Source organism: Bradyrhizobium sp. WSM3983, assembly GCF_000473045.1.
In the GTDB taxonomy this organism is placed as follows: domain Bacteria; phylum Pseudomonadota; class Alphaproteobacteria; order Rhizobiales; family Xanthobacteraceae; genus Bradyrhizobium.
In genome coordinates this window covers 1-21,768 of the sequence record NZ_AXAY01000053.1, presented here as the reverse complement: position 1 = coordinate 21,768, position 21,768 = coordinate 1, and the positions used below count along the sequence as shown (strand labels likewise).

General features: G+C 64.6%; 20 protein-coding genes. 13 read left to right on the top strand and 7 right to left on the bottom strand.

What is annotated here, in order from left to right; all coding sequences use genetic code 11:
• The first annotated feature begins 172 nt into the window (after positions 1–172).
• The gene (locus YUA_RS0139470; RefSeq protein WP_027535569.1) at positions 173–1,828 is read left to right on the top strand and encodes a protease pro-enzyme activation domain-containing protein; all 1,656 of its coding nucleotides are present in this window, start codon (positions 173–175) and stop codon (positions 1,826–1,828) included.
• A 125-nt stretch (positions 1,829–1,953) separates the two neighbouring features.
• Here the strand turns inward: YUA_RS0139470 and YUA_RS0139465 are convergent, their stop codons facing one another.
• Entirely contained in the window at positions 1,954–3,369 is a 1,416-nt protein-coding gene (locus tag YUA_RS0139465) for an MFS transporter (protein WP_027535568.1), read from the bottom strand.
• A gap of 241 nt (positions 3,370–3,610) precedes the next feature.
• On the bottom strand, positions 3,611–4,543 hold the full coding sequence (locus YUA_RS0139460; RefSeq protein ID WP_027535567.1) for a LysR family transcriptional regulator: 933 nt from the start codon (positions 4,541–4,543) through the stop codon (positions 3,611–3,613).
• 106 nt (positions 4,544–4,649) lie between these two features.
• Here YUA_RS0139460 and YUA_RS0139455 point away from each other — a divergent pair, with 106 nt between their 5' ends.
• Positions 4,650–5,828, top strand: a complete 1,179-nt coding sequence (locus tag YUA_RS0139455; RefSeq protein ID WP_027535566.1) for a CoA transferase — start codon at positions 4,650–4,652, stop codon at positions 5,826–5,828.
• Positions 5,825–6,772 carry a hydroxymethylglutaryl-CoA lyase gene (locus YUA_RS0139450; protein WP_027535565.1) on the top strand — a complete coding sequence of 316 codons (948 nt, stop codon included), beginning with the start codon at positions 5,825–5,827 and terminating at the stop codon, positions 6,770–6,772. Before YUA_RS0139455 ends, YUA_RS0139450 begins: the two co-directional genes overlap by 4 nt.
• Before the next feature lie 156 nt (positions 6,773–6,928).
• Here YUA_RS0139450 and YUA_RS0139445 read toward each other — a convergent pair whose 3' ends face one another.
• Positions 6,929–7,717 (bottom strand): carboxylesterase, encoded by a 789-nt coding sequence (locus YUA_RS0139445; protein ID WP_027535564.1) that lies wholly within the window; start codon positions 7,715–7,717, stop codon positions 6,929–6,931.
• Between the two features lie 251 nt (positions 7,718–7,968).
• Between YUA_RS0139445 and infC the strand changes: the two genes are divergently transcribed.
• Positions 7,969–8,508, top strand: a complete 540-nt coding sequence (infC, locus tag YUA_RS0139440) for a translation initiation factor IF-3 (RefSeq protein ID WP_084293167.1) — start codon at positions 7,969–7,971, stop codon at positions 8,506–8,508.
• 60 nt (positions 8,509–8,568) lie between these two features.
• Here infC and YUA_RS0139435 read toward each other — a convergent pair whose 3' ends face one another.
• Entirely contained in the window at positions 8,569–8,973 is a 405-nt protein-coding gene (locus YUA_RS0139435; RefSeq protein WP_027535562.1) for a hypothetical protein, read from the bottom strand.
• 275 nt (positions 8,974–9,248) lie between these two features.
• On the opposite strand from YUA_RS0139435, the gene rpmI reads away from it, so the two are divergent.
• Positions 9,249–9,449 (top strand): 50S ribosomal protein L35, encoded by a 201-nt coding sequence (rpmI, locus tag YUA_RS0139430; protein WP_027535561.1) that lies wholly within the window; start codon positions 9,249–9,251, stop codon positions 9,447–9,449.
• Positions 9,450–9,531: 82 nt separating this feature from the next.
• Entirely contained in the window at positions 9,532–9,891 is a 360-nt protein-coding gene (gene rplT / locus YUA_RS0139425; protein ID WP_027535560.1) for a 50S ribosomal protein L20, read from the top strand.
• A 5-nt stretch (positions 9,892–9,896) separates the two neighbouring features.
• On the opposite strand, the gene YUA_RS0139420 is transcribed toward rplT, so the two are convergent.
• Positions 9,897–10,310 (bottom strand): hypothetical protein, encoded by a 414-nt coding sequence (locus YUA_RS0139420; protein WP_027535559.1) that lies wholly within the window; start codon positions 10,308–10,310, stop codon positions 9,897–9,899.
• 152 nt (positions 10,311–10,462) lie between these two features.
• Between YUA_RS0139420 and pheS the strand changes: the two genes are divergently transcribed.
• From pheS to YUA_RS0139400, 4 genes are all read left to right on the top strand, one after another.
• Complete coding sequence (pheS, locus tag YUA_RS0139415; protein WP_027535558.1) at positions 10,463–11,545, top strand: phenylalanine--tRNA ligase subunit alpha; 1,083 nt, start codon at positions 10,463–10,465, stop codon at positions 11,543–11,545.
• A gap of 221 nt (positions 11,546–11,766) precedes the next feature.
• A complete protein-coding gene (locus YUA_RS46510; protein ID WP_084293165.1) occupies positions 11,767–12,267 on the top strand; it encodes an endonuclease domain-containing protein in 501 nt (166 codons plus the stop codon).
• Positions 12,264–14,672: a phenylalanine--tRNA ligase subunit beta gene (gene pheT, locus YUA_RS0139405; RefSeq protein ID WP_027535556.1), complete on the top strand. Its 2,409-nt coding sequence runs from the start codon at positions 12,264–12,266 to the stop codon at positions 14,670–14,672. The genes YUA_RS46510 and pheT overlap by 4 nt, the downstream gene beginning before the upstream one ends.
• Positions 14,673–14,727: 55 nt before the next feature.
• Entirely contained in the window at positions 14,728–15,498 is a 771-nt protein-coding gene (locus YUA_RS0139400; protein ID WP_027535555.1) for a sulfite exporter TauE/SafE family protein, read from the top strand.
• Between the two features lie 137 nt (positions 15,499–15,635).
• Here YUA_RS0139400 and YUA_RS0139395 read toward each other — a convergent pair whose 3' ends face one another.
• Positions 15,636–17,024 (bottom strand): NAD(P)/FAD-dependent oxidoreductase, encoded by a 1,389-nt coding sequence (locus tag YUA_RS0139395; protein WP_027535554.1) that lies wholly within the window; start codon positions 17,022–17,024, stop codon positions 15,636–15,638.
• Between the two features lie 187 nt (positions 17,025–17,211).
• Between YUA_RS0139395 and YUA_RS46505 the strand changes: the two genes are divergently transcribed.
• Positions 17,212–18,117 (top strand): YiiX/YebB-like N1pC/P60 family cysteine hydrolase, encoded by a 906-nt coding sequence (locus tag YUA_RS46505; protein ID WP_051383625.1) that lies wholly within the window; start codon positions 17,212–17,214, stop codon positions 18,115–18,117.
• A 175-nt stretch (positions 18,118–18,292) separates the two neighbouring features.
• Here the strand turns inward: YUA_RS46505 and YUA_RS0139385 are convergent, their stop codons facing one another.
• Entirely contained in the window at positions 18,293–18,568 is a 276-nt protein-coding gene (locus YUA_RS0139385; protein WP_027535553.1) for a metal-sensitive transcriptional regulator, read from the bottom strand.
• 50 nt (positions 18,569–18,618) lie between these two features.
• Here YUA_RS0139385 and YUA_RS0139380 point away from each other — a divergent pair, with 50 nt between their 5' ends.
• On the top strand, positions 18,619–21,081 hold the full coding sequence (locus YUA_RS0139380) for a heavy metal translocating P-type ATPase (protein WP_027535552.1): 2,463 nt from the start codon (positions 18,619–18,621) through the stop codon (positions 21,079–21,081).
• Between the two features lie 57 nt (positions 21,082–21,138).
• Positions 21,139–21,585, top strand: a complete 447-nt coding sequence (gene nikR / locus YUA_RS0139375; RefSeq protein ID WP_027535551.1) for a nickel-responsive transcriptional regulator NikR — start codon at positions 21,139–21,141, stop codon at positions 21,583–21,585.
• Positions 21,586–21,768: the final 183 nt, after the last annotated feature.

The following is a 21,768-nucleotide window of genomic DNA, read 5'->3' as shown; positions in this document are numbered from 1 at the left end:
TGGTCTGATCTATTGACCGATGTCGTGCCGCTCTGACAGAGCAGCGGATTTACGCTGATAGAAAAGACATTTCTTGAAAAAATCGATCAATCACCTGAACCAAATCGCCGCTGAGATTACACCTATAGTTGAGATGCGGCAATCCGCCTTCCAATCACAAACGGAGGAAGTTATGGCAAGCTCGACTAAGCGTGTCGCGCTGGTGAACAGCGCCCGGAAATTGCCGAAGGGAGCCAAGCTCGTCGGCGCGGCCGACCCCAAGCAGGAAATCGAGATCAGCGTTCGCCTGCGCGCCAAGCGCGCCGACGATGAGCAGGTGATGGCGCTCGGTGCGCAACCGCCGCGCGAGCGGGAATATCTTTCCCGCACCGAGTTCGCCGAGCAGATGGGTGCCGATACGGCCGACGTCGCCAAGATCGACGATTTCGCCCATCACCACGAGCTCAACGTCAAGAGCGTGCACTTGGCCTCCCGCACGGTGAAGCTGACCGGCACGGTGCAGGCGATGTCCGCGGCCTTCGGCGTCAAGCTCAACAAGGTCAAGCACGAGGGCGCGACCTATCGCATGCGCAAAGGCAATGTGCAGATCCCGGCCGAGCTCGAAGGCATCGTGGTCGGCGTGCACGGCCTGGACAACCGGCCGGTGGCGCAGCCGCATTTCCGGCGCAAGACCGCCAACAAGACAGCGAAGAAGGGCGCGACCGCGCGCGCTGGCCAGGGCGGCAGCTTCTCGGTCGAGCAAATCGCGCAGCTCTACAACTTCCCGGGCGGCGAGACCGGCGCCGGCCAGTGCATCGCCATCATCGAGCTTAACGACATCGACAACAAGGGTCATCCAACGGGGGCCGGCTACAAGACCTCGGACCTGAAAACCTTCTTCAAGAAGGCAGGCATCCAGATGCCGCGGATCGTACCCGCAAGCGTCGACGGCGGCGCCAACAAGCCCGGCCATTCCGAGGCCGACGGCGAGGTCGTGCTCGACATCGAGGTGGCCGGCGCGATCGCACCCGGCGCCAAGATCGTGGTCTATTTCGCGCCCAACACCACCAACGGCTTCATCGACGCGGTGAAGGCCGCCGTGCACGACACCGCGCGAAAACCCTCGGTGATCTCGATCAGCTGGGGCGGACCGGAAGATCCGGCCGGCTCGCAGCAATTCGTCGACGGCCTCAACGAGGCGATCCGCGATGCCGCCGCGATGGGCGTCACCGTCTGCGTCGCCTCCGGCGACAACGGCTCGGCTGACATGGGCGGGGACTGGGATGGCAAGCCGCACGCCGATTTCCCGGCCTCGAGCCCGTTTGCACTGGCCTGTGGCGGGACCAATTTGAGGGCCTCGAATGGCACGATCACCGAGGTCGTCTGGAACGGTGGCCCGCAGGACGGCGCGGGTGGGGGCGGCGTCAGCATCGTATTCCCCAGGCCGCAATACCAGGCCAACGCGCATGTGCCGAAGTCGCCGTCGCATTCGGTCGGGCGCGGCGTGCCCGACGTTTCCGGCGATGCGGATCCCGCGACCGGCTACCAGATCTTCCTCAACGGCGTCATGACCACGATCGGCGGCACCAGTGCGGTGGCGCCGTTGATGGCCGGACTGATCGCCCGCATCAACGAGGCCACGACCAAGAAATTCGGCAAGACGGTCGGCTTCATCAACCCGCTGATCTACGCCTCGCATGCGCATGGCGTGTTCCGCGACATCACGGTCGGCAACAACGACATCACCGGCTCGCTGCACGGCATGTACAAGGCCGGCCCCGGCTGGGACGCCTGCTCCGGCCTCGGCGTCCCCAACGGCGCGGCGCTGCAGGATTTGCTCGCGGCGTGAGCTAAAGCGACGCTCCTCTCCGTCATTGCGAGGAGCCCTTGCGACGAAGCAATCCAGAGTCTCTTCGCGGAGCCAAACTGGATTGCTTCGCTACGCTCGCAATGACGCGCGGAGGGAGTTGAGGGTCACACCGTATCCAACGCCTTGCCGCGCACGTTCGGGCCGAATAGCGCCATCGCGATCACCACGATCAGCATCGCCACGGTGATCAGGCCGAACACGCCGGTGACGCCGGCCTCCTTCAGCATGTAGGCGACGATGAAGCCGGAAAACGTCGCGCTCAGCCGGCTCATGGAATAGACGAGGCCGGAGGCCTGCGCGCGGATCTGCGTCGGAAACACCTCGGTCTGGTAGGCGTGATAGGCGTAGGACATCGTCGTGTTGCAGGCCGTCAGCAGCACGCCGCAGAGGATCAGCAGTCCGGGCTCGGTCAATTGCGCGAACGTCATGCCGAACACAATGATGGCAATACAGGCGCCGGCGATGATCCATCGGCGCTCGAATTTGTCGGCGAAGCTCGCGGCCAGCAGCGGCGCGATGGGATAGGCGAAGGCGACGATGAAGGAATATTGCAGGCTCTTGGTGACGGTGATGCCCTTCTCCACCAGCAGCGTCGGCACCCAATTGGCGAAGCCGTAGAAGCCGAAGGCCTGGCAGAGATTGAACACCATGAACAGGACGACGAGCGAGAGATAGGGCGGGCGGAACAGATCGGCAAAGCCGATGCGCGCGACTGTTTGTGCCACTGGCCGCGCGAGCGAGGCTGAGGGTCCCGGCGCGGTGGCCCCGCCTTTGGCTTCCAGCGTTGCGAGAATCCGGAACGCTTCCTCGGTGCGGCCGTGGCGCGCCAGCCAGAGTGGGCTCTCGGGCAGGAACAGCCTGAGCACCCAGATGATCATGCTGGCGGCGGCGCCGATCAGCACCACCCAGCGCCAGCCCTCGACGCCATAAGGCGCGCGCGGCACCAGCCACCACGCGAGGAACGCGACGACCGGCACTGCAATGAACATGATCGACTGGTTGACCGCAAAGGCACGTCCACGCATCCGGCTCGGCACCAGCTCGGTGATGTAGGCATCGATGGTGATGACCTCGACGCCGATGCCGATGCCGGCGAGAAAGCGCCAGAGCAACAGGCCTTCCGAAGAGGTCTGGCAGGCCATGATCACGGACGCCGCGGTATAGCCGAGCAGCGCGTAGGTGAAGATCACGCGCCGACCAAAACGGTCGGCGAGGAAGCCGAGGAAGAAGGTGCCGACGAACAGGCCGGCGAAAGTTGCGGCGACGAAGGCGCCGATGCCGGAGAAGCCGAAAAAGGCCGTTGTCGTCGTGCTCAACAGCCCGCTGCGGCTGAGGCCCGGCGCGATGTAGCCGGTCAGGAACAGATCGTAGATCTCGAAGCAGCCGGCCAGCGAGAGCAGGATGACGAGGCGCCAGACATAGGCCGTCCCGGGCATCGCCTCGAGCCGTCGCGAGATTTCGTCCGGTCCGGATGGTGCAGCGCCGAGCTCAAAGCCTGTGTCGATGCCGACAACGCTCATGATGTCCTCCCCGTGGCGCGCAGATCGCGCGCGGTTCCCGGCGGCTCATCTCTGAGGTTTTTCGCAAGCTCTGCCGGACCGCGCCATGTTGGCCGGCCGAGGCCAGAAATCCAGACGAACATATCGATGGAAGCGTTCGAGATTTTCGAACCCGGCGGTCTTTCTTCGCCTTCCCGCGTAAGCGTTGGGGGTAATCGCAAATGAGCGCCCCGAGAGGCGCGCCGAAGGAGTTGGTCGTCCCTCACTCCACCAGCGTCGCCTGCCAAGCCCCCGCGCGCACCTGCTCGGCGATCAGCGCCAGCATCAGCCGCCGCATCTCTTCCATCGCGTAAGTCATCGGGCGGTTGCGCAGGCGGCAGAGATAGAGCGTGCGGGTGAGCTTCGGGGCGATCACTTCGCGCGCGACCACGCGGCCGGCGGCGAGTTCCTCCCGCGCGAACAGCTTTGTCGCGATGGTGCAGCCGAGCCCCTCCACCAGCGCGCCGGTCATGCCCGTGATCGAGTTGGCATGCAGGATCGCGCTGCCCTCCAGCCGCTTGAGCAGGACCGGATCGTCCAGCAGCGCGCGCGAGGACAGGCCGAGGCCGTAGCGCAGCAGGATCAGCGGCAGCCGGCTCAGCTCCTCGAAGCGGATCGCGGTTTTGCTCTTGCCGACCAGCTTTGGAATGCCGACCAGGAACATCTCCTCCTCGAGCACCGCCTCCGTGATCAGCTCCTTCTCCGACGGCGGATTGTAGACCAGCGCCAGATCGACATTGGAGATCATCAGATGCATCAGCGTCGCCCCCGACAGGCTCTCGGTCAGCGACAGTTTCAGCTTGGGATATTTGGTCAGCACCGTGCGCATCAGCTCGACGCCGATCGCCTTGACGCCGGAGTTGGCCATGCCGATCGAGATCTCGCCGGCAATGACGCGGGCGCCCTCGCGCACCTCGGTCTCGGCTTCCGCCATCGCGCGCAGGATAATACGGGCGTGCTCGTAGAGCCGCTCGCCGGCCGCCGTCGGGTCCATGCCGCGCGACTTGCGCTCGAACAGCGGCGTTGCGAACTCGGCTTCCAGATTCGAGATATGATGGCTGAGCGCGGATTGTGCGACATTCACCTGGTCGGCCGCGCGCGACAGGTTCCGCTGCTCGTAGACGGCGATGAAATAGCGGAGCTGGCGCGAATCCATGTCGGTCTGCGTTCTATAACTGCGAAGACACCATTCGACAGATTATATTTTTAAGAAGGCTTGTGAAGACCTAGTCTTCGCAAGCCGAACGGACAGGGAGTGACGTATGGCTGAGACCGGATTGCCGCTCGAAGGCGTGCGGATCGTCGAGATGACCCACATGGTCATGGGCCCGACCTGCGGCATGATCCTCGCGCAACTCGGCGCCGAGGTGATCAAGGTCGAACCACCCGCCGGCGACAAGACGCGGAGCCTCGGCGGCATGGGCACGGCGTTCTTCCCGCTGTTCAACCGCGGCAAGCGCAGCGTGGTGCTCGATCTTGCGATCCCTGCCGACCGCGACACCATGCACCGGCTGCTGGAAACGGCCGACGTGTTCCTCGAAAACTTTCGCGACGGCCAGCTCGAGAAGCAGGGGTTAGGTGCCGAGGAACTGCGCCACCTTCATCCGCATCTGATTATCGCCGGCCACAAGGGCTTTCTGTCCGGTCCCTATGAGCACCGTCCCGCGCTCGACGAGGTCGTGCAGATGATGTCGGGCCTGGCCGCCATGACCGGCACCAAGGAGAAGCCGCAGCGGGTCGGCTCCTCCGCCAACGACATCATGGGCGGCATGTTCGGCGTGATCGCAATTCTCGCCGCGCTCTATCAGAAGCGTGGCGGCAAGCGCGATGGCGCCGATATCCGCATCGGCCTGTTCGAGAACTGCCTGTTCCTGGTCGCCCAGCACATGGTCGAATACGAGATGACCGGCAACAAGCCGCGCTCGATGCCGGAGCGCGAGCATGCCTGGCCGATCTACGATATTTTCGACGCCGCGGGCGACGACCGCATTTTCATCGGCGTCGTCACCGAGGGCCACTGGCAGGCGTTCTGCCGCGAGTTCGGCCTGACCGAGTTCCTCGATGATCCCACCTTGCGCACCACGACCGATCGTATCCTGGCGCGGCCGCGGATTCTTCCGCGCGTGGCCGAGATTATCCGGCAGCGGGACGTGGCCGAGCTGTCGCAAAGGCTCGACGCGCTCAACATCTGCTTCTCACCGATCAACCGGCCTGAGGATCTCCTGACCGACCCGCATGTCCTGCGGCCCGGTGGCCTCGTCACTAACGTCACCGCCGACGGCAAGCCGTTCCATGTGCCGACGCTGCCGCTCGAATGGAACGGCAGCCATTTTGGCGAAGGCCTGAAAGTTGCGCCGCTCGGCGCCGATACGCAGGCCCTCCGCGCCGAGATCGACAACAACAACGACATCACGTCAAAAGCCGCTGGGAGGCGCGCATGAGCCGGATCGAGACAATCTACCCCGCTGACCGCGTCAGCTTGCGCGAGGTCGGCTTGCGCGACGGGCTGCAGCTCGTGAAGAAGTTTCCGTCAACAACCGCCAAGCAGCGCTGGGTGCGCGAGGAATATGCCGCCGGCGTGCGTCATTTCGAGGTCGGCTCGTTCCTGCCGGCAAAGACCTTTCCGCAATTCGTCGATGTCCGCGATGTCATCGCAACGGTGGCGAGCCTGCGAGGGGCCCACGGCATCGCGCTGGCGCTCAACGAGCGCGGGGTGAACGAGGCGCTGGAATCCGGCGTCGGCGAGATCGCCTCGGTGGTCTCGGCGACCGAAGAGCACAGCCAGGCCAATGCGCATCGTTCGCGCGACTCCGCGATCGCCAATGTGAAGCGTCTCTGCGAGATGCGCGATGCCAGTGCCCACAAGCCGCTCGTGAATGCCGCTATCTCGATGGCGCTGGGTTGCTCGATCGCCGGTGCGGTCGATCCCAAGGAGGTGCTGCGCCTCGTTGACAAGTGCCTCGAGGCCGGCGTCGATTTCGTCGCGATCGCCGACACCGTCGGCTATGCGGGCCCGAAGCAGGTGGGTGAATTGTCGCGCGCGGCGGTCAAGCTCGCGGGCTCAAAGCCGATCTGCATCCATCTCCACGACACCCGCGGCATGGGCATCGCCAACGCCGCGGCTGCGCTCGACGAAGGCGTCCGCATCCTCGACGGCTCGCTCGGCGGCCTCGGCGGCTGCCCCTTCGCGCCCGGCGCGACCGGCAATGTCGTGTTCGAGGACCTCGTGTTCCTGTGCGAGAGCAAGGGCTTTGCGACGGGCATCGATCTCGACAGACTGATCGCGGTGCGCAAGATTTTGCGCGACGAAATGCCGAACGAGCAGCTCTACGGCGGCCTCGCGCGGGCAGGGTTGCCGGGTGGGAGGGCAGCAAAGGCGGCGTGATTTCCTGCTTACCCTCCCCTGGAGGGGCCGCAAGGGGGAGGGAACGAGAGAGTTGCATGCTTAGCCCAGATGCCGCTTCATCTCCGGCCGCGCCTTCAGCTCCGCACCTTGTTGTCATGCCCAGCGAAGGCGGGCAATGACAGCGAGCACTACACTTCAGGCGATCTCCGCCACCGCGGCAAGAATGCGCGCGATGTCTTGCGGGCGGGACAGGCGGTGATCGCCGTCCTGGATCATGGTGAGCACGACGTCGTCGGCCGGCAGGCGATGCGTCAGCGCGAAGGCGTGCTGCCACGGCACGTCGGGATCCTGGGCGCCTTGCAGAATGCGGACGGGACAGCCGAGATCGATGGCGCTACCGAGCACGAGATGGTTGCGCCCCTCCTCGATCAGGTTCCGCGTGATCGGATAGGGCGAGCCGTCGCCATATTCGGACGGCCTGAGCCAAAAACCCTTGGTCTCGATCTCTTCCTTCACCTCGGGCGAAAAGTTCTTCCACATCAGCTCTTCCGTGAAGTCGGGCGCCGGCGCGATCAGCACCAGGCCCGCCAGCGACGCCTTTCCCGAACGCTTCTTGATCTCACGCGCGAGCAACAGCGCCATCCAGCCGCCCATGGAGGAGCCGATCAGGATCTGCGGACCGGTGCAGAACCGCTCGAACACCGCCACGCTGTCCCCGAGCCAGCTTCCGATGGTTCCGTCAGCGAAATCGCCGCTGGATTCACCATGGCCGGAATAGTCGAACCGGACCGCAGCACGGCCATGCTCGCCGGCCCAGCCGTCGAGCGCCACCGCCTTGCCGCCCTGCATGTCCGACTTGAAGCCGCCGAGCCAGACCAGGCCGGGCCCCTGGCCGGCGCGGCGGCGCACTGCGATCCGGCGCGCTGACGGGCCCTCGCCCAAGTCGATGAAGTCGAGCACGGCATCGGGAATTGCTGGGGTCATGGAACGTTTACTCTCGCTGTGCGGTTTGAGGTGTTCGGGCGCGTTCAGCGTCGCAACCCTATATTGGCATTGTCCCTTTGGGACGCTTGCGGAACAGGGGCAAGGTGTCTATGTCGTGCACCGTGGCGATAGGCGTGGCCAAAATGCCTCGCATTTGAGGGTTTTTCGCTTCTCGCAGGAGCGACTTGCTTGCCGGCAAACGCTTTTCCTGCAAAATAGCCGCTTCCTTTCACAACTTTGGAGAACCACCCATTCGCCGTCCCAATAGAGCCCCGCCCGTTGCCAGCAAAGATGGGCCGCGCATCAATGATGATATTCGCAACGCGCAGATCCAGCTGATCGATCAGACCGGTGACAACAAAGGCACCGTCGAGACGATGCTTGCCATCAAGATGGCCCAGGAAGCCGGCATGGATCTCGTTGAGATTTCGCCAAATGTCAGCCCTCCCGTCTGCAAGATCATGGACTACGGGAAGTATAAGTATTCCGCCCAGAAAAAAGCCGCCGAAGCCCGCAAGCGTCAGAAGACCGTCGAGATCAAGGAGATCAAGCTCCGCCCGATGATCGACGACCACGACTATGACGTGAAGATGCGCGCGATGCTGCGGTTCTTCGAAGAGGGCGACAAGGTCAAGATCACCCTGCGCTATCGCGGCCGCGAAATGGCGCACCAGGAGATCGGCACCAAGCTGTTGGACAAGATCAAGACCGACGTCGCCGAGCTCGCCAAGGTCGAGCAGGACGCCCGGTTCGAGGGCCGTCAGGTCGTCATGGTGCTGGCGCCGCGCTGACGGCTCGCAGGACCCGAGAATTCAACGGCCCGTCCGGATGTCCGGCGGGCCGTTTCGTTTTCAGCTCCGCGTCGCCTGCCAGGTGCCGCTGCATTGGTCGCCAGAGATGATGCCCCTCCAGGAGCCTCCACCCGCCGCGCCGCCGAGCCGGCCGCCTCCGCTGGCATGAGAGGCGCCGACCGACACCTGGACCGCGACGGCACCGCGACGATTGACCGTGCCGGACACCCGGCCACCGCCGGCGGACGACACCCGGTTGCCGATCACGGTGAAGGGAACGCTGTAGCCCGAGCTGCAATTGCCGCGGGTGGTGGCGAAGGTGACGTTCCAGACGCCGTCATAGCCGCCGATGCGGGCATCGGCAGTCGAAGGCAGCGCGGCCGTGGCGAGCACCGCCAGCAGCGCCAGACGGTATGGGCGGATGATGATGGACAAAGGGGAGGACGATCGGGAGGAATGAGCCATTTTGGTCCTGCTTCGGCGATACGATTTGGACAAACATGTTAGCAATCCCGAATAGTCGGCGGCCACGTCCCGACGGTTCACCGTTGCCAATTCGCACGTCCTCTGTCATAAGGCCGACCTTCATCGCCCGGCTGATTAAGGGCTGCCGTGGCGGTGTTTCGTGCAGGTTTCGTGCTTGTTCGCAAAAACCTGAGCACAATCAACGCTCTAACGAGCATTTTAGACGGCCGGCCGCCTTCGCAGGCGGCATTCTGTTGTGGCCATAGGAGAGCAAAATGCCCAAGCTGAAGACCAAATCGGGCGCTAAAAAGCGCTTCAAGGTGACTGCCACCGGCAAAGTGATGTTCGCCCATCGCGGCAAGCGTCACGGCATGATCAAGCGGACGAAGAAGCAGATCCGTCAGCTTCGCGGCACCAGCGTGCTGTTCAAGACCGACGGCGACAACGTCAAGAAGTACTTCTTGCCGAACGCCTGATCGCGTCCACGATCATTGCCATCTGCGCCGCGCCTTTCGCGCGGCGATCCGAAAAACCAAGTCATCTCTGAAGGATTTTGTCATGTCTCGCGTCAAACGCGGTGTGACCGCCCACGCCAAGCACAAGAAAGTCTACAAGGCCGCCAAGGGCTTCTACGGCCGCCGCAAGAACACCATCCGCGCCGCCAAGCCGGCCGTGGAGAAGGCCCAGCAATACGCCTTCCGCGACCGCAAGCGCAAGAAGCGCACCTTCCGCGCGCTCTGGATCCAGCGCATCAACGCAGCCGTCCGTCCGTTCGGCCTGACCTACAGCCGATTTATCGACGGCATGGCCAAGTCCGGCATCACCGTGGACCGCAAGGTGCTGTCGGATCTCGCGATCCACGAGCCCGCGTCGTTCCAGGCGATCGCCGAAAAAGCCAAGGCCGCTCTCGCAGCCTAAGAGGGCTAGCGGGCCTTCTGGCCCGCCGCCTTCAGCGCGCGTTGCGAGTAACGCTGGGCGATCTCCGCCCGGCAGAATGCCGTGAACGAGAGATACATGGTGCCGGACTTGTTCCGGTACTTGCGGTCGCATGCGTGCATCTCGCGCTTGTAGGCTTGGTTCTGCGCGGCATTGAGGCCGGACTTGAAGTCCGCCTCGCATTTCTTTTCGACGGCGGCACCGAGCTGGACATCGCCGCTCGCGGTCAGTTCGCAATCCCTGAAGACCTTCATCGCGCTTTCGCAGCCCTTCTGGGCACTGATGGTGGCGGCGACCTCGTCCAGCGTCATGGATTTGTCCATGCAGACCATGGCGCGTGCCGGGATGGCTGCGACCGACAGAACGATGGCGAGAGCGGCCAGGCAGGATTTCGAAAGCATCGCAAAGGTCTCCTCTTAATCTTCCCTTGGTGCCCGGCCCCCGCGCGAGGTTCAACCCAGCCGTTCAGGCGTCGGAACGACCGGCTTTTCGCTTGACGTTACGGCCTTCGGGCGGCGACAACCCAGCCGAATTTGGCAGCAAGGATTTGACTGTGTCCGACCTCGCAACGCTCGAAACATCCATCCTCGACCAGATCGCCGCCACCGGCGATGAAGCCGCGCTCGAATCGGTGCGTGTCGCAGCCCTCGGCAAGAAGGGCTCGATCTCGGCGCTGCTTGCCACGCTCGGCAAGATGTCGCCCGACGAGCGCAAGACGCAAGGCGCGGCGATCAACCAGGCCAAGGACAAGGTCACCGAGGCGCTCGCCGCACGGCGCGACGTGCTGAAGTCCGCGGCGCTCGATGCACGGCTCGCGTCCGAGACCGTCGACGTCACGCTGCCGCTGCGCGATGCGCCGACTGATGCCGGCCGCATCCATCCGCTGAGCCAGGTCTGGGACGAGCTGACCACGATCTTCGCCGACATGGGATTCTCGGTCGCCGAAGGCCCTGACATCGAGACCGACGACTACAACTTCACCAAGCTCAACTTCCCGGAAGGCCATCCGGCGCGCGAGATGCACGACACGTTCTTCTTCCATCCGAAGGAGGACGGCTCGCGCATGTTGTTGCGCACCCACACCTCGCCGGTACAGGTCCGCACCATGCTGACCCAAAAGCCGCCGATCCGCGTGATCTGTCCGGGCCGCACCTACCGCATCGATTCAGACGCGACTCACACGCCGCAATTCCACCAGGTCGAAGGCCTCGTCATAGACAAGCATTCGCATCTCGGCCACCTCAAATGGATCCTGCACGAGTTCTGCAAGGCGTTCTTCGAGGTCGACCACCTCAACATGCGCTTCCGTCCCTCGTTCTTCCCGTTCACCGAGCCGTCGCTGGAAGTCGACCTGCAGTGCCGCCGCGACAAGAACGAGATCCGCTTCGGCGAGGGCGAGGACTGGATGGAGATTCTCGGCTGCGGCATGGTGCATCCGAACGTGCTGCGCGCCTGCGGCATCGATCCCGACGAGTATCAGGGCTTCGCCTGGGGCATGGGCATCGACCGCATCGCCATGCTGAAATACGGCATCGCCGATTTGCGCCAGCTGTTCGACAGCGACGTTCGCTGGCTCAACCATTACGGTTTCAAGCCGCTCGAAGTGCCGACGCTCGCGGGAGGGCTGAGCTCGTGATGCTCGCTCTCAATGAACGGCTCGCGAAAGCTCTCTCCGTTCCCTTCGTGGAGAGAACCCTCTCCCTGCCCCTCCCCCGCAAGCGGGGGAGGGAATGGATGGAGCGAGTGCGTCGCGTTGATATCATGGGTACGTATTCTCTAGCCGCCCGACAGGTCGGACTCCCTCCCCCGCATGCGGGGGAGGGTTGGGGTGAGGGTGTCTCCGCAATGGGGTTGCCAATGGTCGATCCTGAACATCCGGGCTGGAAAGTCCCCGCCAAACTGCGAACCAATGCGCGCACGCTCAGGCGCAACTCGACCGATGCAGAGCGAATCCTCTGGTTAGAACTCCGCGGCAACCGGCTGAATGGCGCGAGCTTCCGCCGCCAAGTGCCGATCGAGCGCTACATCGCCGATTTCATCTGCCATGCGGCCAAACTCGTCATCGAACTCGATGGCGGCCAACACTTCTCGGAAGATGGCGAGCGCGCCGATGCGCGTCGCTCTGCCGCAATCGAAGCGAAGGGCTTCAAGGTGCTCCGCTTCAGCAATCTCGACATCATGACCAATCGTGCCGGCGTTCTCGAAACAATCGCGACTACCGTCGCGGAGAGCGCCCCCACCCGTAGCCGATGCTCCGCATCGGCGTCCATATTAGAAGCGGCGGCCGTAGGCCGCCTTTGCCTCCCCCGCAAGCGGGAGAGGGAGCAGACCGTCTCCGTGGAGAAAAAGCAGCCATGAAATTCACCCTCTCCTGGCTGAAGGATCATCTCGACACCGACGAGCCGCTGGAAAAGCTCGCCGACAAGCTCACCATGATCGGGCTCGAGGTCGAGAACATCGAGGACAAGGCGAAGGCGCTGAAGCCGTTCACGATCGCGAAGGTGATTTCGGCCGAGCAGCATCCGAACGCGGATCGCCTGCGCGTCTGCATGGTCGACACCGGTGATGGTGGCGCGCCGGTGCAGGTCGTGTGCGGTGCGCCGAATGCGCGCGCCGGGCTCGTCAGCGTGTTCTCGCCGCCCGGCACCTACATTCCCGGCAAGGACATCACGCTCGGTGTCGGCACCATCCGCGGCGTCGAGAGCCGCGGCATGCTGTGCTCGGCGGCTGAACTTCACATCTCCAACGACCATGACGGCATCATGGAATTGCCGGCGGACGCGCCGATCGGCGCCGGCTATGCCGAATGGGCCGCGCTCGGCGATCCCGTGATCGAGATTAACCTGACGCCGAACCGGCAGGACTGCACCGGCGTGCACGGCATCGCGCGCGACCTCGCCGCCGCCGACATGGGCAAGTTCAAAGACCCCTCGATCAAGCCGATCAAGGGCGAATTCCCGTGTCCCGTGAAGGTCACGGTCGAGGACGCTGCGCTGTGTCCGGGTTTTGCGCTGCGCCTCGTGCGCGGCGTGAAGAACGGCCCGTCGCCGGAATGGCTGCAGAAGCGGCTGACCGCGATCGGTCTGCGCCCGATCAACGCGCTGGTCGACATCACCAACTTCATGACCTACGACCGCGCGCGCCCGCTGCACGTGTTCGACGCCAGGAAGGTGAAGGGCAATCTCGTGGTGCGCCGCGCCCGCGACGGCGAGGCGCTGCTCGCGCTCGACGGCCGCGCCTACAATCTCGATCCCTCGATCTGCGTGATTGCGGATGAGCATGGCGTCGAATCGCTCGCCGGCATCATGGGCGGCGAAGCCTCGGGCTGCGACGAGAACACCACCGACGTGCTGATCGAATCGGCGCTGTGGAATGAGATCAACATCGCCCAGACCGGCCGCAAGCTCGGCATCAATTCGGATGCGCGCTACCGCTTCGAACGCGGCGTCGATCCGGCTTTCATGGTGCCCGGGCTGGAGCTCGCCACCAAACTCGTGATGGAGCTGTGCGGCGGCACGCCGTCGGAGAACGTCGTGGTCGGCAAGGCCTTCGGCGACGACCGCGTGATCGACTTCCCCGTGACCGAGGTGAAGCGTCTCTCCGGCATCGAGGTGCCGCAGGTCGAGATGAAGCGCATCCTGTCCCATCTCGGCTTCATGGTGGCCGGGCCGGGCCCCGTGGTGAAAGTCGCGGTGCCGTCGTGGCGCTCCGACGTGCACGGCAAGGCCGACATCGTCGAGGAAGTCGTCCGCATCTACGGCGTCGACAAGGTGCCTATGACGCCGTTCGAGCGCGGCGAGGACGCGCGCAAATCCGTGCTGACACCGCTCCAGCTTCGTACCCGCCGCGCGCGGCGCGCGCTCGCGAGCCGCGGCATGGTCGAAGCCGTCACATGGTCGTTCATCACCAAGCCTGCGGCACAATTGTTCGGCGGCGGACAGCGTGAGCTCGAAGTGGCCAACCCGATCGCGGCAGATCTTTCCGACATGCGGCCGAGCCTGCTGCCGGGCCTGGTCGCAGCCGCGCAGGCCAATGCCGATCGCGGCTTCGGCGATGTCGTGCTGTTCGAGGTCGGCCAGATCTTCAAGGGTGATCGTCCGCAGGATCAATTCATGGCTGCAAGCGGCGTGCGCCGCGGCCTTGCATCGTCGGAAGGATCGGGACGGCATTGGTCGAGTTCGGCGCAGGCCGATGTGTTCGACGCCAAGGCCGACGCGCTCGCGGTGCTGGCCGCCGTCGGCGCGCCGATGCAGGCGCTGCAGATCGTCGCCGGCGGTCCCGGCTGGCTGCATCCGGGCCGCTCCGGCACGATCCAGATCGGGCCGCAGAACGTGCTCGGCCATTTCGGCGAGATGCACCCGCGTGCGCTGGAGGCACTCGGCGCCGATGGCCCGCTGATGGTGTTCGAGGTGACCCTCGACCGCATCCCCGAGGCCAAGAAGAAGGCGACCCGCGCCAAGCCCCTGATCGAGCTGTCGGCGTTCCAGCCGGTGTCGCGCGACTTCGCTTTCATCGTCGATCGCGCGGTGAAGGCCGGCGACATCGTGCGCGCCGCGCAAGGTGTCGACAAGAAGCTGATCACCGGCGTCAACGTGTTCGACGTCTATGAAGGCAAGGGCATCGACGACGGCAAGAAGTCGATCGGCATCGCCGTGACGATCCAGCCGCGTGAGAAGACGCTGACCGATCAGGAGATCGAGGCTGTCGCCGCGAAGATCGTGGCGGAGGTCACGAAGAAGACCGGCGGCACGTTGAGAGCATGATGCCGAAAAGTGCGATGCGGTTTTCGGAGAACATCATGCTCCAGAATCATCAAGCATGAGTTTTACGGACTTCCTTCCCAAGGACGTCAGCCTCACCATCGCGATGGCGCTTTGCGCCATCGCTTTCGTTTCGGGCACCGCGCGTGGCTTCTCCGGCTTCGGCTCGGCGCTGATCTTCATGCCGTTGGCAAGCAGCGTCGCGGCGCCGCGGCTGGTCGCGGCACTGCTCCTCGTCATCGATTTCGTTGCCGCTGCGCCGCTGCTGCCCGACGCGTGGCGAAAGGCGGACCGCAAGGCAACCGCGGTGATCGTGCTGGGCGCGCTGGTCGGCGTGCCCGTCGGCACCTATTTCCTCAGCGTGCTCGAGCCTGTCACCACGCGCTGGATCATCTCCTGCTTCGTCGCCGCGCTGCTTCTGCTGCTGCTGTCGGGCTGGCGCTATCGCGGCAAGGACCACGCCTGGCTCTCGGTCGGCATCGGCGGCCTCTCCGGCTTCTGCAGCGGGCTGGCGCAGACCGGCGGGCCGCCGATCGTCGGCTACTGGCTCGGCCGCCCCATCGCCCCGATCGTGGCGCGCGCCAACATCGTCTTGTTTTTCGGCGCGTCGGACTGCTTCTCGATGGTCAGCTATGCCACCACCGGATTGATTTCCCGCGAATCGCTCGTGCTGTCGCTGATCGTCGGCCCGGTCTATGCGATCGGCGTCGCCTTCGGCGCATCGCTGTTCGGCCGCGCCAGCGAGACGATATTCCGCGGCATCTGCTACGCTCTGATCGCGATGGCGGTGATCGCGGGACTGCCGGTGCTGGACGGGATTTTGCGTTAATGTCGTCCCGGCGAAGGCCGGGACCCATACCGCGTGATCTATCGGTGTGGCATCTAGAGGTACCGAACTCCGAGTCTTCGCCAAACCAGGTTTTGTGGTTATGGGTCCCGGCCTTCGCCGGGACGACAATCAACTCCTCACGGTCGCGGCGCGCGGCGCTTCTTCATCGACTGCGTCGGCACGTCGGCCGGCTCATCCTTCAGCGCACCGATCTTGCGGAGCGCGGCGTCCGCCGCGCGCTCGCCGCTTTCCCAGGCGCCGTCGACGGTGCCCCAGAGCGTCTCGTGCGTCGCTTCGCCGGCGAGGAACATGTTGCCGATCGGCTCGGCCAAAACTTTTCGCGACAGCTGCCCGCCGGGCGAGGCCGCCGACATTGCGCCCATGACATAGGGCGAGGCGTTCCAGCGCGTCGCAGCGGTCTTTTGCACAGTGGCTGCCGCCTCGCTGCCGAACAGCTTCGTAATCCACTCCTTCGCGAAGGCCGCCATCGCCTTCTCGCCCTGCCCCGAGAGATCGCGGCCGAACGAGCCGCCGACGTCGATCGAGCACAGCGAGGAGCCGCCGATATTGGCAAACATCAGCGCTGTGCGCGTCGAGTTGCTCTGCTCGATCAGGATGTCGTCGCGTGAAAGCCCGAGCGGATTACCCGGCAGTTGCAGCACGATGTGATCATAGCTGCCAAGACCGAGTTTAGAGGCCGCATCAAGCGTGCGCTTGGGGATATCGGGCGCGAACTTGATCGCGCCACTCGTGAGCACATTGGTCGAGACCGTGATGATGGCTGCGCGCGCGGCGATCTTGCCGGCTTGCGTCTCCACGCTGACGTCGCGATTGCTCCAGACGATCCGGCTTGCCGGCGTCGAAAGCACGAGGGGGGCCTGCTCGCCGAGCCTGGCGATCAGGGTGCCCAGACCCTGGCGGCAGGCGATCGGGGCATTGCGGTCCTGCGCACGCGCCTTGTCGATCGCCGACAGTTCCTTCAGATCCTTGCCGGCAAAACTCGCACCGAGCACGAATTCGGCGGCGCCCGCCCAATCGCCGAGATCCTTCGGCAAGACAGACGCGCAGGACGTATCGAGCTTGCCGCGCGCCGCCTCGTCGATGGCCCGGTTGGCGCGCACCAGCGCCGCGAGATACTCCTCGGTCTCACCCGCGCGCGCATTGCGGCGGCCGATGCGCATCTTCTGGCCGGACGGCGCAGGCGACACATCGAGCCCGGCGCTGCGCGCCAGCCGGATCATCGGGTTGGTGTCGGGATTGTGCATCCAGCGCGCGCCGCGATCGAACGGCACATCGAAGGTCGTACCATCCGTGATGCAGCGCCCGCCGATCTGCGAGGCCGCCTCCACGATGACGACCTTGCGATTGGCCGCCATGACTCGCCGCGCTGCGGCGACGCCGGCCGCTCCCGCACCGATCACGACAATGTCAGCCTCGCGCGGCAAGGGCGCGGCCTTTGCGCCCAGGACCGGCATTGCGGCAACGGCCGCCGACGCCGATAGGAAGCTGCGGCGCGTGATTGTCATGTCATGGTTTCCGGAGACTTGCAGCGATCGGGAACAGCAAGCGAACCTTGCCGCATCTGATGTTGCGCAGCAACCATCATGGTGAATCAATCGTACTTGACCTCACAGAGCCATGAACCGAATTGCAACAGGTTCCGACCATGATACAGATGGAAAAAAGACGGCCAGAAAGGCCCGGGGAGAGTTCATGGGGACGGTCCTAGATTCAGTCGGCAAGGTGATTGCCGCGTACCTCTCGAAGGAGGTGCCGGGCTACGAGCCGTTCACGCCGAGCGACCCCGAGCATCTGCGCGGCGTGATCCAGCCCGGCGACGTGATGCTGGTCGAGGGCAACAACCGCATCTCCGGCATCATCAAATATCTGACGCAGTCAACATGGTCGCATGCCGCGCTCTATGTCGGTCCGGTCGAGGGCGCCCAGGAGCCCGACGGCGAACCGCATGTGCTGATCGAGGCCAATATCGGCGAAGGCGTCACCTCCGCCCCGCTGTCGAAATATTTCCCCTACCACACCCGCGTCTGCCGTCCGGTCGGGCTGTCCTATGAAGACCGCACCACGGTCTGCCGCTATGCGATCAACCGCATCGGCTTCGGCTACGACACCAAGAACATCATCGATTTGATGCGCTTCCTGTTCCCGCTGCCGATACCGCAGCGCTGGCGGCGGCGCATGATCTCGATCGGTTCAGGCGATCCGACCAAGATCATCTGCTCCGCGCTGATTGCGCAGGCCTTCGACGCCGTGCGCTATCCGATCCTGCCGAAGATCACCAAGGCCGGCAGCCGCGCCGCCCGCCGCGAGATCCTGCACATCCGCGATTCCTCGCTCTACATGCCCCGCGACTTCGACATCTCGCCCTATTTCGAAGTGGTCAAACCCACCATCGTGCACGGCTTCGACTACACAGCCCTGCACTGGGCCGACAAGCAAAAGCCGCTCGAGGAGGTAGCGGGCTCATTCGGGGTGTTTCCAGAAACGGTCCGTGCGCCGCCGCTCGTTCCTGAGGCGTTTGACGAAGAAGCGCCGGCTTCGGCTGAGCAAGTGAGCGCGCAGCCTGCGGAGAAGGGTGTTGCCTTCTCCGAGCACTTGTGATGCTGAAAGAGTTCGCGACGTATCGCGCGCAAGGGCACGCGCGGGAGATGGCGGCGTAGGGCGTCACTCCCTCCACCGTCATTGCGAGGAGCGGAGCGACGAAGCAATCCAGACTGTCACCGCGGTGGGATTCTGGATTGCTTCGCTGCGCTCGCAATGACGGCCAGAGCCGACCCTACCGCTCCGCCCGTCCAATCACCGCCATCAACTCCGCGATCTTTTCGCGCTGGTCCGACTTGTCGCCACTCGCAATGGCGTGCTCGACGCAATGGGCGACGTGGTCCTTCAAGACCTCCTCCTCGACCCGGCGCAGCGCAGCGCGCACTGCCGATATCTGCGTGACGATGTCGATGCAGTAGCGGTCCTCCTCGACCATTTTCGACAGGCCGCGAACCTGGCCCTCGATCCGGCCGAGACGTTTTCCGACAGATGCCTTGATGTCCTTGCGCATGGGGCCTATATACCCCTACCGGGTATAGGTTACAAGGCCGGAGTGCTGGAATGAACGACGCGAACCACAAGCATCATCACGACGGGCACACGCATTCCGGATGCGGCTGCTCCGCGAAGACCGCGCCGCCCGCTCCCAAGCCCGAGGCCTCGTCCTGCTGCGGCGGCCATGGCGATCATGCCGGTCACGCGCATCATCATGGTCATGACCTCGGCGCAGCCGCCACAAGGGTCCTCGATCCCGTCTGTGGCATGACGGTCGATCCCGCGACCTCGAAGCATCGCTTTGACCACCACGGTGAGACCTTCCATTTCTGCTCGGCTGGCTGCCGCACCAAATTCGCTGCCGATCCCGCCAAATATCTCGCCAAGGAGAAGGCGCCCGGGCCTGAGATGCCGGCGGGCACGATCTACACCTGCCCGATGCACCCGGAGATCCGCCAGGTCGGACCCGGCAGCTGCCCGATCTGCGGCATGGCGCTGGAGCCGGAGGTTGCGAGCCTTGAGACCGGACCGAATCCGGAACTCGCCGACATGACGCGGCGATTCTGGATAGGCGGCGCGCTGGCGTTGCCGCCCGTGGTGCTGGAGATGGGCAGCCATCTCGCAGGGCCCCACAACTGGATCGACCCGACATTGTCGAACTGGATCCAGCTCGTGTTCGCCACGCCCGTGGTGGTCTGGGCCGGCTGGCCGTTCCTGGTGCGCGGCTGGCAGTCGCTCGTCACGCGCAATCTCAACATGTTCACGCTGATCGCGATGGGCACCGGCGTTGCCTATGTCTACAGCCTGATCGGCACCATCGCACCGCAGATTTTCCCCGCCACTTTCCGCGGCCATGAGGGCGCGGTCGCCGTCTATTTCGAAGCGGCCGCGGTCATCACCGTCTTGGTTTTGCTCGGCCAGGTGCTGGAGCTGCGCGCCCGCGATGCGACCTCGGGCGCGATCAAGGCGCTGTTGCAGCTCGCGCCGAAGATCGCGCGCCGCGTTGATGCCGACGGTAACGAGCATGAGGTCGAAATCGACTCGCTGCACGTTGGCGATTCCTTGCGCGTTCGCCCCGGCGAGAAAGTGCCGGTCGACGGCATCATTCTCGAGGGCCGCTCCTCGCTCGACGAATCCCTCGTGACCGGCGAATCCATGCCGGTCACCAAGGAGACCGGCGCAAAAGTCATCTCCGGCACGCTCAACCAGTCCGGCAGCTTCATCATGCGTGCCGACAAGGTCGGGCGCGAGACGCTGCTGTCGCAGATCGTGCAGATGGTCGCGGATGCGCAGCGCTCGCGCGCGCCGATCCAGCGGCTGGCGGACCAGGTTGCCGGCTGGTTCGTGCCGACCGTCATCGCTGTCGCCGTCATCGCGTTCGCTGCCTGGGCCTGGTTTGGACCGGAGCCGAGGCTGGCCTTCGGCCTCGTCGCCGCCGTCAGCGTGCTGATCATCGCCTGCCCCTGCGCGCTGGGCCTGGCAACCCCGATGTCGATCATGGTCGGCGTCGGCCGCGGCGCACACGCTGGCGTCCTGATCAAGAACGCCGAGGCACTGGAGCGGATGGAGAAGATCGATACGCTGGTCGTCGACAAAACCGGCACGCTGACCGAGGGCAAGCCGAAGGTGGTTGCGGTCGTGCCGGCGGCCGGTTTTGCCGAGGACGACATCCTGCGGCTCGCGGCCAGCGTCGAACGCGCCAGCGAGCATCCGCTAGCCGACGCCATCATGCGCGCGGCGAAGGAGAAGCAGCTTGCGCTGAGCCAGGTGGAAGCGTTCGATTCCCCGACCGGCAAGGGCGCGACCGGCAAGGTCGATGGCAAGACCATCGTGCTCGGCAATGCAAAGTATCTGACATCGATCGGCGTCGACACCGGGGCGCTCAACACTGAGGCCGAACGCCTGCGCGGCGATGGCGCGACTGTCATCAACATGGCGATCGCCGGTAAGCTCGCCGGCCTGTTTGCCATCGCCGATCCGGTCAAGGCTTCGACCCCCGAGGCGCTGAAAGCGCTCGCGGCCGAAGGCATCAAGGTCATCATGCTGACCGGCGACAACCGCACCACGGCCGAAGCAGTCGCACGCCGGCTCGGCATCGCCAATGTCGAGGCCGAGGTACTGCCCGACCAGAAGAGCGCGGTGGTCACAAAACTGCAAAAGGCCGGCCGCAGCGTCGCGATGGCGGGCGACGGCGTCAACGACGCGCCGGCGCTGGCCGCGGCCGAGGTCGGCATCGCCATGGGCACCGGCACGGACGTGGCGATGGAAAGCGCGGGCGTCACGCTGCTGAAGGGCGATCTCACCGGCATCGTGCGTGCGCGAAAGCTGTCGCAGGCGACGATGAGCAACATCCGGCAAAACCTGTTCTTCGCCTTCATCTACAACGCCGCCGGCATTCCGATCGCCGCCGGCATCCTCTATCCAGCCTTCGGCGTGCTGCTGTCGCCGATCATCGCGGCGGCGGCGATGGCGCTGTCCTCGGTGAGCGTGGTCGGCAATGCGCTGCGGCTGCGCGCGACGCGGCTGTGATGGTGACGAAATCCGTGTAGAACAGGTCCATTCGGCGCCACCCGCGGAGAGGACCTGATGCAGCGGATTACGATCACGATCGAGGACGATTTGCTGGCGGAGATCGATGCCGCAGCCGAAACGCGCGGCTACCAGAACCGCTCGGAGATCATTCGCGATCTTGCACGCGCAGGACTTCAGCAATCGAGCGAGGACACGGCGCAGAACGGCCCCTGCGTCGCCAGCCTCGTCTATGTCTACGACCACGCCGCGCGCGATCTCTCAAAACGGCTGGTGCAGGAATTCCACGGCCACCACGATCTTGCGCTGGCCACCCTGCACGTGCATCTCGACCACAACAATTGCATGGAGATGACGGCACTGCGCGGCGATGCCGCCGAGGTCAGGCACTTTGCCGATCACATCATCGCAGAGCGTGGCGTGCGTTATGGGCGCGTGGTGATGATCCCGACGGGGGAAGGGAAGCCGGCCAAGGTGCGGAAGCACGGGCATCGGCATGAGTAGATTGTGCTAGCAGCGCGGCCGATGCTTACCCTCCCTGGAGGGGCAGGGCAATCGCATATGACTCGTTGCGGCGACCTGCGCGCACGCCTCGTCCTTCGAGACGGCGCTTACGCGCCTCCTCAGGATGAGGCTAACCAGCGTCAGTGCCCCTTTGAAACTGCTGCCGCATACTCCGCCCTCATC